Origin of the sequence: Pseudomonas guariconensis (assembly GCF_015680235.1) — a bacterium.
Classification (GTDB): domain Bacteria; phylum Pseudomonadota; class Gammaproteobacteria; order Pseudomonadales; family Pseudomonadaceae; genus Aquipseudomonas; species Aquipseudomonas guariconensis_A.
The window spans coordinates 205,891-222,226 of record NZ_JADLJL010000003.1 but is presented as its reverse complement, the minus strand read 5'-3'; the positions used below and the strand labels follow the sequence as shown (position 1 = coordinate 222,226).

The following is a 16,336-nucleotide window of genomic DNA, read 5'->3' as shown; positions in this document are numbered from 1 at the left end:
CAAAATAAATTACTTGCGGGCCTTGAGGATCACGAACTTCGGCGTCGCCGCCACCTGCTCCACCCCCCGGAACAACCGCCCCAGCTTGCTGTGGTAACCCAGATGACGGTTGCCCACTATATAAAGCGCCCCACCCACCACCAATGCCTCGCGGGCTTGCTGGAACATGCGCCAGGCAAGGAAGTCCCCCACCACCTGCTGCTGATGGAACGGCGGGTTGCACAGCACCACGTCCAGCGACTGTTTTTCCTGCCCGGCCAGGCCATCGGCAGGGCGGATGTTCGCGTCCCGATCACCCAGCGCCGCGCGCCAGTTCTCCTGGGCCGACTGCACCGCCATGTACGACTCGTCCACCAGGGTGTAGTGCGCATCGGGGTTGGCCAGGGCGCTGGCGATCGCCAGTACGCCATTGCCGCAGCCAAGGTCGGCCACGCGTGCCCGGCCCAGGTCGCGGGGCAGGTGGGGTAGGAAGGCGCGGGTGCCGATGTCCAGCCCTTCACGGCAGAACACGTTGGCATGGTTGACCAGCTCGAGGGCTGGCGCGTCCAGGCGGTAGCGGCTGGGGTAGGGTGAGCGCGCGGCAGGGCGTTCGGCGACGGTCGCGGTGAGCAGGCGCGCCTTCTTCTGCGCCAGCGAAGCCTGCACCGGACCGATGTACTTCTCCATCAGGTCGCCTGCGGCGCGGGGCAGGTGCTTGATCATGGCTCCAGCGATCACCTGGGCGTCAGGGGCCAGGTGGCCTTGCAGGCGGATCAATTGCTCTTCCAGCAGCGCCAGGGTCTTGGGCACGCGTATCAGCACGCGGTCGAACGGCCCCTGCCAGGCTTCGCTGGCGGGCACGAAGGGCACGGCGTCGAATGGCTTGCCATTGCGTGCCAGGTTCTTTTCCAGTGCCAAATGGCCCAGGTGCGAGTCACCACTGCTGGTCACCGCCATCTGGCCGGCCAGGCTGGCGGCTAGGGCGCCGAAGCTGTCGTTGAGCACCAGCACCCGGCAATCGGCGGTGGGCGCCTGGCTGGCCAGGTGCGCCAGCAGGTATTCGTCGGCGGCGTCGAAGGCTTGCAGGGGGTCGTTGGCCTGGTCCGGCTGGCGGATCAGGTCAAGTTCGGCGAAGGGGCTGGTCAGCAGGGGCATGGCGTAGGGCTCGGTGCGTATCTGCTCGGCGCGGACCACGACGAGCTTCAGGGGCGCGATTCTACAGGGCTTTGCCGCCGGCTTGTACGACGAGGCCCTACAAACCGTCGGTGTTCATCCCTGGCGCTTTGCGCGACACTGGGCGCACCTGCCCGATGGAGTCCGTCATGACCGCCAGCGCCGACAAGTTCACTCGCCAGACCCTGCTCGACGTCCAGCCGTTGACCACCAGCCTGTTCACCTTGCGGGTCACCCGCGACGCAGGGTTTCGCTTTCGCGCCGGGCAGTTCGCTCGTCTGGGTGTGACCAAGGCCGACGGCAGCGTGGTATGGCGGGCCTATTCGATGGTCAGCGCTCCCCATGACGAATTCCTCGACTTCTTCTCCATCGTCGTGCCAGGCGGCGAGTTCACCAGCGAGCTGAGCCGCCTGGGCGAGGGCGACAACCTGCTGATCGACCGCCAGGCCTTCGGCTACCTGACCCTGGACCGCTTCGTCGGCGGCCGCGATCTGTGGCTGCTGGCCACCGGCACCGGCATCGCGCCGTTCATGTCGATCCTGCAGGACTTCGAGGCGTGGGAGCGGTTCGACAACATCAAGCTGGTGTATTCGGTGCGCGAGGCAAAGGAACTGGCCTACCTGGAGCTGATCGCAGGGCTCGAGCGGCGCGACTACCTGGCGGAGTTCGCGGGCAAGCTGCAGTTCATCCCGGTGGTCACCCGCGAGCAGCACCCGGGGGCATTGAATGCACGGATCACCACGCTGATCGAAAACGGCGAGCTGGAAAGGGCGGCGGGCCTGGCGCTGTCGCCGGAGCATTCGCGGATCATGCTGTGCGGCAACCCGGACATGATCGATGACACGCGCAAGGTGCTGAAGGCGCGCGACCTGCAGTTGAGCCTGAGCAAGCGGCCGGGGCAGGTGGCGGTGGAGAACTACTGGTAAAGCGGCGCTGGGGTCAATCGCGGGACAAGCCCGCTCCCACAAGGGCTGCATGCACAGCCCCTGTGGGAGCGGGTTTGTTCCGCGATGAGGGTATCGCTTATTGCCGGTTCTGCGCCTTGAGCAGGTCGCGAATCTCGGTCAGCAGGGTTTCCTCGGCGCTCGGCACGGGCGGGGCGCTCGGGGCCACGGCTTCCTCGCGCTTGAGGCGGTTGATCACCTTCACGCCCATGAAGATGGCGAAGGCCACGATCAGGAAGTCGATCACGGTCTGGATGAACTTGCCGTACGCCAGCATCACCGCAGGGACGTCTCCCTCGGCCGCCTTGAGCGTGATGGCCAGGTCGCTGAAGTCCACGCCACCGATCAACAAGCCCAGCGGCGGCATGACCACGTCGCCCACGAAGGACGATACGATCTTGCCGAAGGCCGCGCCGATGATGATACCGACTGCCATGTCGACGACATTGCCCTTGACCGCGAAGGCCTTGAATTCACTGAGCATTCCCATGGTTTATTCCTTGTAACAAATGGAGAGGTATTCGCAGTTTAAGCCAGCAATTCGCTTCATGCGTTGCGGTGCGGCTACAGACTGCGTTTAGTGCGAATAGTTTTGTCGTCGCACGACGCGTTCGAGACACGTCCGGCTCGGCTATCATGGCGATTTTTTCCAGGAGACTGAGCCCATGGCCAAGGCCAAGCGCTTGTATGGCTGCACCGAGTGCGGCGCGACCTTCCCCAAATGGGCCGGCCAATGCGGCGAGTGCGGGGCCTGGAACACTCTGGTCGAGACCATGATCGAAAGCGGCGGCGCCGCGGCGCCTGCCGGGCGTACCGGTTGGGCCGGGCAACAGGCGCAGATCAAGACCCTGGCCGAGGTCAGCGTCGAGGAGATCCCGCGCTTCACCACCAGCAGTGCCGAACTGGACCGCGTGTTGGGCGGTGGGCTGGTGGACGGCTCGGTGGTGCTGATCGGTGGTGACCCGGGCATCGGCAAGTCGACCATCCTGCTGCAGACGCTGTGCAACATCGCCACGCGCATGCCGGCACTCTATGTCACCGGCGAGGAATCCCAGCAGCAGGTGGCCATGCGTTCACGTCGCCTGGGCCTGCCCCAGGACCAGCTCAAGGTGATGACCGAGACCTGCATCGAGTCGATCATCGCCACCGCGCGCCAGGAAAAACCACGGGTGATGGTCATCGACTCGATCCAGACCATCTTCACCGAGCAGTTGCAGTCGGCTCCCGGCGGCGTGGCCCAGGTGCGCGAGAGCACGGCCTTGCTGGTGCGCTATGCCAAGCAGAGCGGCACGGCGATCTTCCTGGTCGGCCATGTGACCAAGGAAGGCTCGCTGGCCGGGCCGCGTGTGCTCGAGCACATGGTCGACACGGTGTTGTACTTCGAAGGGGAATCCGATGGGCGTTTGCGCCTGTTGCGTGCAGTGAAGAACCGCTTCGGTGCGGTCAACGAGCTGGGCGTGTTCGGCATGACCGACCGCGGTCTGAAGGAAGTCTCCAACCCCTCCGCGATCTTCCTCAACCGCACCCAGGAAGAAGTCCCCGGCAGCGTGGTCATGGCTACCTGGGAGGGCACCCGGCCGATGCTGGTGGAGGTGCAGGCGCTGGTGGACGATAGCCACCTGGCCAACCCCCGACGCGTTACCCTGGGCCTGGACCAGAACCGCCTGGCCATGTTGCTGGCGGTCCTGCACCGCCATGGCGGTATTCCAACCCATGACCAGGACGTGTTCCTCAACGTGGTGGGCGGGGTGAAGGTGCTGGAGACCGCGTCGGACCTGGCCTTGCTGGCCGCGGTGATGTCCAGCCTGCGCAATCGTCCGCTGGCCCATGGGCTGCTGGTGTTTGGCGAGATCGGCCTGTCCGGCGAGGTGCGCCCGGTGCCCAGCGGCCAGGAGCGGCTTAAGGAAGCGGCCAAGCACGGCTTCAAGCGAGCGATCGTGCCCAAGGGCAACGCGCCCAAGGAGCCGCCGGCGGGGTTACAGGTCATTGCCGTGACACGTCTCGAGCAGGCGCTGGATGCATTGTTCGAGTAGGACGTACCGTTGCTGGGGCTGCTTCGCAGCCCTTTAGCGGCACAAGGCCGCCCCTACAGATGACTATGATCGGATCAACGACGCCTGATGGTGATGTTCTTCCTGTAGGAGCGGCCTTGTGCCGCGAAAGGGGCGCAAAGCGCGCCCATTTTTGCGATGTAAAGAAAAAGGGGAGCCGACGATGCGCGTCGGCTCCCCTCGATCACCTCAAGCGGCGATCAGTGCTCGGCTAACGCCTTGCGCCGGGGCGCTTGGTTGCCATGCTCGTCGAGTTCCATTACCGGTACCTCGTTGCCATCGGCATCGAACAGCTTGCCATCCTTGAAATAGTCGCCATCGCGCAGGCACGAGATGTCCGAGTACTGGATGGTGCGTTCGTAGCCGGCGGCGAATACCGATTGCTGGTCCGAGTTGCCGGTCTTGAAGTGGTTGAAGATCAGGTTCAGCAGGATCGCCATGATCGCTGCGGAGCTGATGCCCGAGTGGAAGATGGTTTCGAACCAGCTCGGGAAGTGATGGTAGAAGGTCGGCGCGGCGATCGGGATCATGCCGAAGCCCAGGGAGGCGGCGACGATGATCAGGTTGACGTTGTTCTTGTAGTTGACCGTCGCCAGGGTGCGGATACCACTGGCTGCCACGGTGCCGAACAGCACGATGCCCGCGCCACCCAGTACCGGGGTCGGTACCGCAGCAATCACCCGGCCCATGATCGGCAGCAGGCCCAGCACCACCAGGATCACGCCGCCGGTAGCCACCACGTAACGGCTCTTCACGCCGGTCACGGCCACCAGGCCTACGTTCTGGGCGAAGGCGCTCTGGGTGAAGGAGCCGAAGATCGGCGCCAGGATGCTCGATGCCATGTCAGCGCGCAGGCCGTTGCCCAGGCGCTTGGAGTCGACCTTGGTGTCGATGATCTCACCCACGGCGAGGATGTCCGCCGAGGTTTCCACCAGGGTCACCATGATCACGATGCACATCGACAGGATCGCGGCGATGTGGAAGGTCGGCATGCCAAAGTGGAAGGGGGTGGGGAAGGCGAAGACCGGGCCTTCGGCGACCTTGCTGAAGTCGGTCATGCCCAGGGCCCAGGCGATCAAGGTACCGATCACCATGGCCAGGAGGATCGACAGGCGCGAGATGGTCGCGCTGCCCAGCTTGCTCAGCAGCAGGACGATGGCGAAGGTCAGCGCTGCCAGGCCGATGTTGGCCACGCTGCCGAATTCCGGCGAGGCGCTGTTGCCGCCCATGACCCAGCGCGCGGCGACCGGCATCAGGGTCAGGCCGATGGTGGTGATGACGATACCGGTCACCAGCGGCGGGAAGAACTTGGTGATGCGCGAGAACACCGGGGTGATCAAAAAGCCGATCAACGAGGCGGCCATGACCGCACCGAGTACGCCCGGCAGGCCACCGCCATCCTGGCTGCTGAGGATCGCACCCATGGTCGCCACGCCTGCGAACGAAACCCCTTGCACCAACGGCAGCTGACAGCCGAAGAACGGCAGGCCGAGGGTCTGCAGCAGGGTCGCCAGGCCACCGGCGAACAACGAGGCGGCGATCAGGATGCCGATTTCGGCCGGGGCCAGGCCGGCAGCCTGACCCAGGATCAGGGGTACGGCGACGATGCCCCCATACATGGTCAATACGTGTTGCAGACCATAAGCCAAGTTGGCACCAAGCCCGAGATTTTCATCTTCGGGGCGCTTGGTGGGAGACGTGCTAGGGGACGTAGTCATGGAGCAGGCTCACTTGTTTATTGTTGTGCCGCTACTGTAGACAATTCCTACAAAAAAATACTACAGAAATTGTATACAAGATATCGATCAGAGCACCAACAGGGGTAACCGTCGGTCGCGGTTCAAGTGAATGCAGAATGCGTTCCAAGGTGGCGAAGGCAGTACTAGAGGGGTGTGTACAACCCATTCTGCCCACGATAGAAAGCTGTCTGGGTAGACAGGAAACACTTGGGGGTTAGAACGTTAGCAGGCTAAGAGATATCAATATTCGATGAGTTCGCGCAGCTCACGCATCATTTCGGTGCTGTCGGCCACGTTCAGCTCCACAAGACGGTGCAGATGGCTCATTGAGTCGATATCGATGTACAGGCAGACGAAGCCCAGCCGGTTGGGTTCTTCGTGGCGCAACTCCACCTGCATGCGTACCTGGGTATTCGGGTCGAGGTGGACGATGGCATCGAAATCCTGGGTCAGGTCGGCGTCCCAGGGAGAGGGGCGTTCGATCAACAGGCCCTTGAGCGACAGGTCCAGCAGCTTCACGGGCCAACGCTTGAGGCCTTGGCGCAGCTCGGTGGGAGCGTCGAAGTCGATGCGCATGAATCGACGGCGTTCGTCATGTTCGCTCATGGGGCAAGCCCTCCTGGGGTACTTCCTGACTATAGTTGATTGTGGTTATGCATCAGGTACCGCTATCGGGCCGCAGAGGCTCTAGACCAAAGCAAGTATGGCAATGCGCGATGACACGCCCTAGACTCGATGGGCGGTCTTTTCCAATCCACCAGCTGGAAGCAAACCATGAACAACAATAATAGCCTGCTACGCCACATTCCGTGGCTGGCGCTGGCAGTCATAGGCGCCTGTGCGCTGGGTGTGGTCGCCCTGCGTCGCGGCGAGGCGATCAATGCCTTGTGGATCGTGGTCGCGGCAGTGGCCCTCTACCTGGTCGCCTATCGCTACTACAGCCTGTTCATCGCCACCAAGGTGATGCAGCTCGATCCTCGTCGGGCCACCCCGGCGGTCCTCAACAACGATGGCCTGGACTACGTCCCGACCAACAAGCACATCCTGTTCGGCCACCACTTCGCCGCCATTGCCGGCGCCGGCCCATTGGTGGGCCCGGTGCTCGCCGCACAGATGGGCTACCTACCCGGCACCCTCTGGCTGATCGCTGGCGTGGTGCTGGCCGGTGCGGTACAGGACTTCATGGTCCTGTTCCTGTCCACCCGTCGCAACGGCCGCTCCCTGGGAGACATGGTCCGCGAGGAGATGGGCCGTATCCCGGGCACCATCGCCCTGTTCGGCTGTTTCCTGATCATGATCATCATCCTCGCGGTGCTTGCGCTGATCGTGGTCAAGGCCCTGGCCGAGAGCCCATGGGGCATGTTCACGGTAATGGCGACCATCCCGATCGCGATGTTCATGGGCGTCTATATGCGCTACATCCGCCCGGGTCGTATCGGCGAGATCTCGCTCATCGGCGTGGTCCTGCTGCTGCTGTCGATCTGGCTGGGGGGCCAGGTGGCCGCGGATCCGACCTGGGGCCCGGCATTCACCTTCACCGGGGTGCAGATCACCTGGATGCTGGTCGGTTATGGCTTCGTCGCCGCGGTGCTGCCGGTGTGGCTGGTACTGGCACCGCGTGACTACCTGTCGACCTTCCTCAAGATCGGCACCATCGTGGGCCTGGCCATCGGTATCCTGATCATCGCACCTGAGTTGAAGATGCCGGCCCTGACCCAGTTCACCGACGGCACCGGCCCGGTGTGGAAGGGCACCCTGTTCCCGTTCCTGTTCATCACCATTGCCTGTGGCGCGGTGTCCGGCTTCCATGCGCTGATCTCCTCGGGGACCACGCCCAAGCTGCTGGACAACGAAGTCAACGCCCGCTACATCGGCTACGGCGGCATGTTGATGGAATCGTTCGTCGCCATCATGGCCATGGTCGCCGCCTCGGTGATCGAGCCGGGCGTGTACTTCGCCATGAACAGCCCGGCCGCGGTGGTCGGCGCCGACGTCGCATCGGTGGCTCAGACCGTCAGCAGTTGGGGCTTCATGATCACCCCCGAACAGCTCGAGGCGACCGCCCGTGACATCGGCGAGCACACCGTGCTGGCCCGTGCCGGTGGCGCACCGACCTTGGCGGTGGGTATCGCGCAGATCCTTCACCAGGTTCTGCCGGGCGAGAACACCATGGCGTTCTGGTACCACTTCGCGATCCTGTTCGAGGCGCTGTTCATCCTCACCGCGGTGGACGCCGGTACCCGTGCCGGTCGCTTCATGCTGCAGGACCTGCTGGGCAGCTTCGTCCCGGCGCTCAAGCGTACCGACTCGTGGGGCGCCAACCTGATCGGCACCGCTGGCTGCGTGGCGCTGTGGGGCTACCTGCTGTACCAGGGCGTGATCGATCCGCTGGGCGGCATCAACACCCTGTGGCCGCTGTTCGGCATCTCCAACCAGATGTTGGCCGGTATCGCCCTGATGCTCGGCACCGTGGTGCTGATCAAGATGAAGCGCCAGCAGTACGTCTGGGTCACCCTGCTGCCGGCTGTCTGGCTGCTGATCTGCACCACCGCCGCGGGCCTGATCAAGCTGTTCGACCCGAACCCGGCCGTGGGCTTCCTGGCCCTGGCTGACAAGTACAGCGTGGCCCTGGACGCAGGCCAGGTGCTGGCACCGGCCAAGAACATCGGCCAGATGCAACACGTGATCTACAACGCGTACACCAACGCGGGCCTGACCGTGCTGTTCCTGGTGGTGGTGTTCAGCGTGCTGTTCTTCGCCATCAAGGTCGGCATCGCCGCCCTGGGGCGCAAAGAGCGCAGCGACAAGGAAACTCCGTTCCAGGCGCTGCCTGACGCGTGACACAAGAGGAAAGCCGTGATGTTCAACGACCTGGGGCGACTGGGTAAATACCTGGGACAGGCAGCCCGCCTGATGGTCGGCATGCCCGACTACGACAACTATGTCGAGCACATGCAGACCAAGCACCCGGACAAGCCGGTGATGAGCTACGAGGCGTTCTTCCGGGAGCGCCAAGAAGCGCGTTACGGTGGCAAGTCCGGGCCCAAGTGTTGTTGAACCTCAAGCGTTAACCTGTCCCGGCCTCATCGCCGGCAAGCCGGCTCCCACAGGTGCCCCACAGGCCTCAAGGTTTGTGCGGTAATTGTGGGAGCCGGCTTGCCGACGATGGGGCCAGTGTTTTTTCCGCACAGGAGATGTACCGCGTGCAGATGCCTATTCCCGTAACCGTACTCACAGGCTTCCTAGGTGCCGGCAAGACCACGCTGCTCAAGCACATGCTCAAGGCCGAGCATGGCCTGAAGATCGCCGTGATCGAAAACGAGTTCAGCGAAGCCGGCATCGACAGCCAGTTGCTGGGCGACGAGCCGGTGCAGGTCATGACCCTGGCCAATGGCTGCGTGTGCTGCACCATCCACACCGACCTGACCAAAGCCCTGTACCTGCTGCTCGAGCGCCTGGATGCTGGGTCGATCGCCTTCGACCGTCTGGTCATCGAATGCACGGGGCTGGCCGACCCCGCGCCCGTGGCGCAAACCTTCTTCATCGACGAAGAGCTGCGTGAGCGCTACATCCTCGACGGCATCATCACCCTGGTGGACGCCGCCCATGCCGACGTGCACCTCGCCCAGGCCATCGCCCAGGCCCAGGTGGGGTTCGCCGACCGCCTGCTGCTGAGCAAGACCGACCTGGTCGAGCCCGCCACGGTCGAGGCCCTGCAGGCGCGTTTGGCCCGCATCAACGGCCGCGCCGCGATCCGCGTGGTCGAGCATGGCCGTATCGACCTGGCCGAATTGCTGGACGTGCGTGGCTTCAACCTCAACACCGACCTGGGCGCCAACTTGAAGCCTGCCTTGCGCCCGGTGCTCAAGCACACGGACCGCATCTCGACGTTGGTGCTGCGCACCGATACTCCGCTGGACATCGACCGGCTCAGCGACTTCATGAACGCGCTGCTGGAAAACCATGGCAAGCAGTTGCTGCGTTACAAGGGTGTGCTGAACATTGCTGGCGAAGACCGCCGCCTGGTGTTCCAGGGTGTACTCAAGTTGTATGGCTTCGACTGGGATGCCGAGTGGAGCGAAGGGGAGGCACGCGAGAGCGTGATGGTATTCATCGCCGATGATTTGCCGGAAGAGAAGATCCGGGCGGGGTTCGAAGCGTTGGGTTAGGGCTTGAAAACGATTGGGGCTGCTTTGCAGCCCTTTCGCGGGGCAAGCCCGCTCCAGGTAGAAGCGGGGTTGCACCGCGAAAGGGCCGCGAAGCGGCCCCAACGGTCAATCAGTTGCCGTATACCGGCAGCTTCTTGCAGATGGCCTTGACCTTCTCGCGAACGGCGTCGATCACCGCTTCGTTGTTCAGATCAGCCAGGATGTCGCAGATCCAGCCGGCCAGCTCGCGGCACTCGGCTTCCTTGAAACCACGGGTGGTGACGGCTGGGGTGCCGAAACGCAGGCCCGAGGTGACGAACGGGGAACGTGGGTCGTTCGGTACCGAGTTCTTGTTGACGGTGATGAACGCCTTGCCCAGCGCCGCGTCGGCGTCTTTGCCAGAGATGTCCTGCTTGATCAGCGACAGCAGGAACAGGTGGTTCTGGGTGCCGCCGGAAACGACGTCGAAGCCACGCTCGATGAACACGCTGGCCATGGCCTGGGCGTTCTTCACCACTTGCTGCTGGTAGGCCTTGAACTCAGGCTGCAGGGCTTCCTTGAAGCAGATGGCCTTGGCGGCGATGACATGCTCCAGCGGGCCACCCTGGGCGCCTGGGAAGACGGCTGCGTTGAGCTTCTTCTCGATCTCTTCGTTCTTGCGAGCGAGGATCAGGCCGCCACGTGGGCCGCGCAGGGTCTTGTGGGTGGTGGTGGTGACCACGTCGGCGAACGGTACTGGGTTCGGGTAGACGCCAGCGGCGACCAGGCCAGCCACGTGGGCCATGTCGACGAACAGGTAGGCACCGACCTTGTCGGCGATGGCGCGGAAGCGGGCGAAGTCCAGGACCTGGGAGTAGGCCGAGAAGCCGGCGACGATCATCTTCGGCTTGTGCTCGACCGCCAGACGCTCGACCTCGTCGTAGTCGATCAGGCCGTTGCCGTCGATGCCGTACTGGATGGCGTTGTACAGCTTGCCCGAGGAGCTGACGCTGGCGCCGTGGGTCAGGTGACCACCGTGGGCCAGGCTCATGCCCAGGATGGTGTCACCCGCCGACAGCAGGGCCAGGTAGACCGCGGCGTTGGCCTGGGAGCCGGCGTGCGGCTGGACGTTGGCGTAGTCGGCGCCGAACAGCTGCTTGGCACGGTCGATGGCCAGTTGCTCGACGACGTCGACGTACTCGCAACCACCGTAGTAGCGCTTGCCTGGGTAACCTTCGGCGTACTTGTTGGTCAGCACCGAGCCCTGGGCTTCCATGACTGCGGGGCTGGTGTAGTTTTCAGAAGCGATCAGCTCGATGTGCTCTTCCTGGCGCAGAGCTTCTTGCTGCATGGCTTCGAAGAGCTCGGCGTCGTACTTGGCAATGGTCAAATCACGGCTGAACATGGCGGTCCTCAAGGATCGGGCTGAATTGGGGGGGCATTCTAACCGATTGATCGGCACCTGGCATATGAAGTGGCATCAAGTTGCGGACCGGTGGGGCTCATGTTGCAGGCCGCGTGGCGACTGGGCTGCAGTTGACTTTCGGGTCCGGTTTTTGCCTGCTGCGCTGGGCCCTTGCAGGCGCGGCCTTGTGCCGCGAAAGGGGTGCGAAGCGCCCCAGGATCTGCGTCCTCGCAGAAATTGCCGGGGCTGCCTTGCAGTCCTTTCGCGGCATAAGGCCGCTCCTACAGGGACCGTATGGCACCACGGTCACTGGAACATGAACAGGGTCTCGTTGCTGAACTGCGCCTCGAACTGGCTGGCCGGCATCGGCCGCCCGAACAGGTAGCCCTGCACCTCGTCGCAGCCGTGTTCGCGCAGGAACTCCAATTGCTCGTGGGTTTCCACCCCCTCGGCGATCACCGCCAGGTTCAGGCTGTGGGCCATGGCGATGATCGCACGGGCGATCTGCGCATCCTGTTCGCCCTCGGGCAGGCCGTCGACGAAGGTCCGGTCGATTTTCAGCACGTCGATGGGGAACTGCTTGAGGTAGTTCAGCGACGAATAGCCGGTGCCGAAGTCGTCGACCGCGATGCTCAGGCCCAGGATCTTCAAGCCGTCGAGGATCTGCATGGCCTCGTCGACGTCACGCATCAGGATGCTCTCGGTCAGCTCCAGTTCGAGGCAAGCCGGCGGCAGGCCAATTTCCTCGAGAATGGTGGCGATGCGCGTGCCCAGCTGGCCATCGGAGAACTGCCGTGCCGAGATGTTCACCGAGACCTTGGGCACTCGCACCTTGGCCTTGTGCCAGGCCTTGAGCTGGCGGCTGGCTTCGCGCAGTACCCAATCGCCGACGTCCACCACCAACCCCAGCTCCTCGATCACCGGGATGAAATCGCCCGGCGGCACCAGCCCCCGGCGCGGGTGGCGCCAGCGCAGCAGGGCCTCGGCTCCGGTCAGCCGCTTGCCATCGCCGCTGAACTGCGGCTGGTAGTAGAGGATGAATTCGTTCTGCTCCAGCGCATGGCGCAGGTCGCTCTCCAGTTCCAGGCGTTCCAGGGCGCTGGCGTTCATGTCGGCCTGGTAGAACTGGAAGTTGTTCTTGCCGCGCTCCTTGGCGTGATACATCGCGGTGTCGGCGTTCTTCATCAGCTGGCTCAGCTCGCTGCCATCCTGCGGGCTCAGGGCGATGCCGATGCTGGCGGTGACGAAGAACTCGCGGTTTTCCAGCACGAACGGGCGCACCAGGCTGGCGAGGATGTTCTCGGCGACGTGGATTGCGCGATTCAGGGCTATCTCGCGGCTGGCCCTGGGCTGCAGCAGCAGAGTGAATTCATCGCCGCCCATGCGCGCCACGGTGTCGTCGTCATCGACACAGGCCAGCAGGCGCTGGGCCATGTCCTTGAGCATACGGTCGCCTGCGGCATGGCCGAGCGAGTCGTTGATCGGCTTGAAGCGGTCCAGGTCCAGGAACATCAGCACCACCCACGCCTTGTGCCGTTCGGCCTGTTGCAGCGCTGTGTACAGGCGGTCCTGGAACAGGGTACGGTTGGGCAGGTGCGTCAGCGCATCGTAGTAGGCCAGGCGATGGATGCGCTGCTCGCTGGCCTTGCGCTCGCTGATGTCGGTGAAGAAGCACACGTAGCTGGCCAGGTCGCCTTCGTCGTCGAGCACGGCGGTGATGCCGACCCAGGCCGGGTAGTGCTCACCGTCGCGGCGTTTGAGCCAGACCTCGCCTTCCCAACTGCCATGCTGGTGCAATTGCTTGACCACGTAGCGCAGGTGCGCCTCTTGCTGCTCGTCGACGGTGAGCAGGCTCGGCAGTTGGTCGAGCACCTCGTCGACCGCATAGCCGCTGACCCGGCTGAACGCTTCGTTGGCCTGCACGATGTAGCCGGCCGGGTCGGTGATGAGGATGGCCGAGGTGGAATGTTCGAACACCGTTGCGGCCATGCGCAGGTCTTTTTCCGCGCGGCGTTGTTGGCTGATGTCGCGGCCCACGCCGAGCACACCCTCAAAGTGCTCATGGTCGTCCCACACCAGCACCAGGCGCAGTTCGATGGGGATCTTGCGGCCATCGGCGCGCAGGCAATCGAACAGGAAGATCTGGGTGGGCAGCTGGCTGCGCAGTTGGGCCAGTTGCTCGGTGTCGCCCAGGGTCTTGCTGACTCGCTCCAGCAGGCTGTAGATGCCGGTGAGCTGGGCCGGGTTGGCGATGATCGACTGCCAGCCGTGCTCGAAGATCCAGTCGGCCGGGTAGCCCAGCACGGCCTGCACCGAGGGGCTGACGTAGTTGAGCTGCAGCTGGTTGTCGGTGGAGAAGATCACGTCACTGATGCTTTCGGCCAGCATGCGGTAGCGCTGCTCGCTGTCGCGCAGCGACTCGCTGGCTTCGATCTGCACCGTCACGTCCTTGCCCACGCCGATGATGCGGGTGACCAGGCCATCGGCGTCACGGGTCAGTACCTGTTCGCGGATTTCGTACCAGCGCCAGCCCCCATCGCGGTGGCGGAAACGCAACTGGCAGTGCAGCGACTGGTCATGGCTGGTGTCGCGCTGTTGCCGGCGCAGCAGACGGTAGTGGTCGGCATCCTCGGGGTGCAGCAGCAGCTCCCAGAAACGGTCGCCCATCTGCGCCAGCTCCGCCCGGTCGTAGCCCAGCGTCTGGCCCAGGTGGCGGTTGCTGAAGATGATCCGCTGGCTGTGCACATCCTGCACGTAGAGCTGGTCGGGAACGGTGCGGACAACGTCCGACCAGAAACTTTCGCGCTCGAGCAGCGACAGCTCCACCTGCTTGCGGCTGGTGATGTCGCTGATGCTCAGGATCACCGCCTGGTAGTCGCGCCGATGCAGTGGCAGGCGCGCCATCAGCCACAGGTGCAATTCGCCGCCCAGGGGCGCGGACAGGCGCACTTCGAGCTCCAGCAAGCTGCGCTGTTCGATCAGTGCGTCGATCAATTGCATGCCGACGCTTTCACGGCCATCGCCACTGCCGTCGATTAGGCGCTGCCAGGCGCCCTCATGGCAGTGCACGTTGAGCAACTGGCGGGCGACCTGGTTGATCTCGGTGATCTTCAGTTCCTGCAACAGCGTGCGGCGCAGGCTGGCGTCCAGGGCCAGGCTGTGCCGGAGTGCGGCGCGGTTGCGCAGGTGGTAGCGGTCCAGCTGGCCGGGCAGGCTGGAGAGGTCGAGTACGCACAGCGCCACGCCCGTGCCTTCGAAGATCTCGTGGTAGCGCCGGCGGTCTTCCTGCAAGGCCCGCTGCCGACGGCGCATGTTGATCAGGGCCAAAACCGGCAACAGGGCGCAGAGCAGTACCAGCAGGCATTTGCCGATCAATGCCGGAAGCAGCTCGGCCCGGGCCTGCCCGGCGTCGAACAGGCCGCGCAACTGCCAGGTGCTGTTGTCGATGAAGGCCAGCATCACGCTTTGCAGGTCGTCCTTGTGGCGTTCAGGCGTGCCTTGCCCTGTGAGGACCTGGCCGTTGCGGCTGTTTTCCAGCAGCCAGAGGCGGTCTTTGCCGGTGAGGTGTTCGGTGAGCTGCTGGTAGTAGTCGTTGGACAGGCGCAGCAGCCAGTAGCCAGGTTTCGGGTTGGCCGGCTGGCGCAGCAGCAAATAGATGAAGCGGTTATCCGCCGCATTGCCGAAGAAATAGGGGCGCCCCTGGTTGAGCCGCACCAGTTCGTCAAGCGATTGGCGGTCGGGGCTGCCGGGCAAGCTGTCGCCCAGGATGCTCCCGGCGCTGTCCAGCCAGGCCAGGTGGCGCAGCCCGGGCAGGCGTGCGCGCAGGGTGCCGAGCAAAGGTGGCAGTGCTTTTTCGGGCGGTGCGTCGGCATAGGGCTGGACCAGGTTCGCCGCCTGCTGGGCCTTGAGCGCCATGTTCAGGTTCAGGTGGTCGGCCAGCTCCGCGCTCGCCTTCAGGCTTTGCTGGTACAGGTCGGCCTGGGTATGGCGGTACTGGGCGAACAACTGCCACAACAACAGCCCCAGCAGGACCAGGGCCAGCAAAGCCAGCGCTCCCTTGAGCGAGCCGCGCAAGGCACTGGCCGGAGCGGTTGGAGCAGGGCACAGCGACGGTGGTTGGGTGAGATTGGTCAAGCGTTGGACCTGCGATGTGTCTGGCGATGGCAGGGCGGACTATGCATGGGCCGTGCCCGGGCACAGGGCCGGGCGCACTATATAAGGTGACGCATGAAGCCGACTAGCATGCGCGCAATTATGGCAAAGTGCCACCCCGTCTGTCCGCTGCCGATGATCTTGGCGAGCGACGGCTATTCGGCAAGACCTTGCAAGCTGTGCGAGAATGCCGGCCGCTTCATAGTCAACGCTTTTTGGAGATGTACGGTTTTGGTTACCCACTATTCCACCAATGGCCTCGATTCCGCCTGCGGGCGCAGCAGTCAGACCCTGGTCAGCACTGTCGTGGCCGATGACGTATCCTGCAAGTCCTGCCAGCGCTCCCTGGCCAAGCCGGACACTGCCGCGGCCGTGCGCAAGAGCCCGTCGCTGGCCGAGCTGCGCAAGTCGGCCAAGGCCGTCGCCGAACCGGCGGCTGCACCTGTCGCACCAGCGGCTGTAGCGGCGAAACCGGCTGCCAAGCCTGCCGCCAAGCCGGCAGCGAACACGCCGGCCCGTGCCGGTGGCTTCAGCGTCAAGGCCGCCTGGGCCGCACGCCTGGCCGAGCAGAACGACCGTTGCCGCCTGCCGCGCGGCAAGGCGAAGCAGTCTCACGTCTGAGTGCTGCGTCGGCTGTAAGGGCCCAATCGCGGGACAAGCCCGCTCCCACAGGTTCTTCGAAGGCAGCATAGAGAGTGGGACAAGCCCGCTCCAATGGAGGCAGCACAGGGCCTGTGGGAGCGGGCTTGTCCCGCGATTGGGCTGC

General features: G+C 64.1%; 12 protein-coding genes. 6 read left to right on the top strand and 6 right to left on the bottom strand.

The genetic code is table 11. The features are described 5' to 3' along the window. Nucleotides 1-9: 9 nt before the first annotated feature. Complete coding sequence (locus tag IRZ56_RS04325) at nt 10-1,134, bottom strand: methyltransferase (protein WP_196143821.1); 1,125 nt, start codon at nt 1,132-1,134, stop codon at nt 10-12. Between the two features lie 167 nt (nt 1,135-1,301). Between IRZ56_RS04325 and IRZ56_RS04320 the strand changes: the two genes are divergently transcribed. Then, the gene (locus IRZ56_RS04320; RefSeq protein WP_196143784.1) at nt 1,302-2,078 is read left to right on the top strand and encodes a ferredoxin--NADP reductase; all 777 of its coding nucleotides are present in this window, start codon (nt 1,302-1,304) and stop codon (nt 2,076-2,078) included. Between the two features lie 97 nt (nt 2,079-2,175). Here the strand turns inward: IRZ56_RS04320 and mscL are convergent, their stop codons facing one another. Next, nucleotides 2,176-2,586 carry a large-conductance mechanosensitive channel protein MscL gene (mscL, locus tag IRZ56_RS04315; RefSeq protein ID WP_196143783.1) on the bottom strand — a complete coding sequence of 137 codons (411 nt, stop codon included), beginning with the start codon at nt 2,584-2,586 and terminating at the stop codon, nt 2,176-2,178. A gap of 175 nt (nt 2,587-2,761) precedes the next feature. Between mscL and radA the strand changes: the two genes are divergently transcribed. Further along, entirely contained in the window at nt 2,762-4,129 is a 1,368-nt protein-coding gene (radA, locus tag IRZ56_RS04310) for a DNA repair protein RadA (RefSeq protein ID WP_196143782.1), read from the top strand. Nucleotides 4,130-4,347: 218 nt separating this feature from the next. On the opposite strand, the gene IRZ56_RS04305 is transcribed toward radA, so the two are convergent. Both IRZ56_RS04305 and IRZ56_RS04300 read right to left on the bottom strand, forming a co-directional pair. After that, complete coding sequence (locus IRZ56_RS04305; RefSeq protein ID WP_196143781.1) at nt 4,348-5,865, bottom strand: nucleobase:cation symporter-2 family protein; 1,518 nt, start codon at nt 5,863-5,865, stop codon at nt 4,348-4,350. A gap of 261 nt (nt 5,866-6,126) precedes the next feature. Next, nucleotides 6,127-6,492, bottom strand: coding sequence for a PilZ domain-containing protein (locus tag IRZ56_RS04300; RefSeq protein ID WP_196143780.1), 366 nt, complete (start codon nt 6,490-6,492; stop codon nt 6,127-6,129). Nucleotides 6,493-6,660: 168 nt separating this feature from the next. Here IRZ56_RS04300 and IRZ56_RS04295 point away from each other — a divergent pair, with 168 nt between their 5' ends. The 3 genes from IRZ56_RS04295 to yjiA all read left to right on the top strand — a co-directional run bounded on the left by IRZ56_RS04295 (nt 6,661) and on the right by yjiA (nt 10,055). Continuing rightward, on the top strand, nt 6,661-8,727 hold the full coding sequence (locus tag IRZ56_RS04295) for a carbon starvation CstA family protein (RefSeq protein WP_196143779.1): 2,067 nt from the start codon (nt 6,661-6,663) through the stop codon (nt 8,725-8,727). 18 nt (nt 8,728-8,745) lie between these two features. Then, the gene (locus IRZ56_RS04290; protein ID WP_008094130.1) at nt 8,746-8,943 is read left to right on the top strand and encodes a YbdD/YjiX family protein; all 198 of its coding nucleotides are present in this window, start codon (nt 8,746-8,748) and stop codon (nt 8,941-8,943) included. A 146-nt stretch (nt 8,944-9,089) separates the two neighbouring features. Next, nucleotides 9,090-10,055 carry a GTPase gene (yjiA, locus tag IRZ56_RS04285; RefSeq protein WP_196143778.1) on the top strand — a complete coding sequence of 322 codons (966 nt, stop codon included), beginning with the start codon at nt 9,090-9,092 and terminating at the stop codon, nt 10,053-10,055. Between the two features lie 109 nt (nt 10,056-10,164). Here the strand turns inward: yjiA and glyA are convergent, their stop codons facing one another. Together glyA and IRZ56_RS04275 are read right to left on the bottom strand one after the other, a co-directional pair. Beyond that, nucleotides 10,165-11,418, bottom strand: coding sequence for a serine hydroxymethyltransferase (gene glyA, locus IRZ56_RS04280; RefSeq protein ID WP_196143777.1), 1,254 nt, complete (start codon nt 11,416-11,418; stop codon nt 10,165-10,167). A gap of 306 nt (nt 11,419-11,724) precedes the next feature. Further along, nucleotides 11,725-15,552, bottom strand: coding sequence for an EAL and GGDEF domain-containing protein (locus tag IRZ56_RS04275; RefSeq protein WP_196143776.1), 3,828 nt, complete (start codon nt 15,550-15,552; stop codon nt 11,725-11,727). Nucleotides 15,553-15,801: 249 nt separating this feature from the next. Here IRZ56_RS04275 and IRZ56_RS04270 point away from each other — a divergent pair, with 249 nt between their 5' ends. Then, entirely contained in the window at nt 15,802-16,191 is a 390-nt protein-coding gene (locus IRZ56_RS04270; protein ID WP_196143775.1) for a hypothetical protein, read from the top strand. The last annotated feature ends 145 nt before the right edge of the window (nt 16,192-16,336 follow it).

Bases quoted from the DNA above. Each gene is read 5' to 3' on its own strand.
- IRZ56_RS04325 (WP_196143821.1), bottom strand. From the start codon at position 1,134: ATGCCCCTGCTGACCAGCCCCTTCGCCGAACTTGACCTGATCCGCCAG.
- IRZ56_RS04320 (WP_196143784.1), top strand. From the start codon at position 1,302: ATGACCGCCAGCGCCGACAAGTTCACTCGCCAGACCCTGCTCGACGTC.
- mscL (WP_196143783.1), bottom strand. From the start codon at position 2,586: ATGGGAATGCTCAGTGAATTCAAGGCCTTCGCGGTCAAGGGCAATGTC.
- radA (WP_196143782.1), top strand. From the start codon at position 2,762: ATGGCCAAGGCCAAGCGCTTGTATGGCTGCACCGAGTGCGGCGCGACC.
- IRZ56_RS04305 (WP_196143781.1), bottom strand. From the start codon at position 5,865: ATGACTACGTCCCCTAGCACGTCTCCCACCAAGCGCCCCGAAGATGAA.
- IRZ56_RS04300 (WP_196143780.1), bottom strand. From the start codon at position 6,492: ATGAGCGAACATGACGAACGCCGTCGATTCATGCGCATCGACTTCGAC.
- IRZ56_RS04295 (WP_196143779.1), top strand. From the start codon at position 6,661: ATGAACAACAATAATAGCCTGCTACGCCACATTCCGTGGCTGGCGCTG.
- IRZ56_RS04290 (WP_008094130.1), top strand. From the start codon at position 8,746: ATGTTCAACGACCTGGGGCGACTGGGTAAATACCTGGGACAGGCAGCC.
- glyA (WP_196143777.1), bottom strand. From the start codon at position 11,418: ATGTTCAGCCGTGATTTGACCATTGCCAAGTACGACGCCGAGCTCTTC.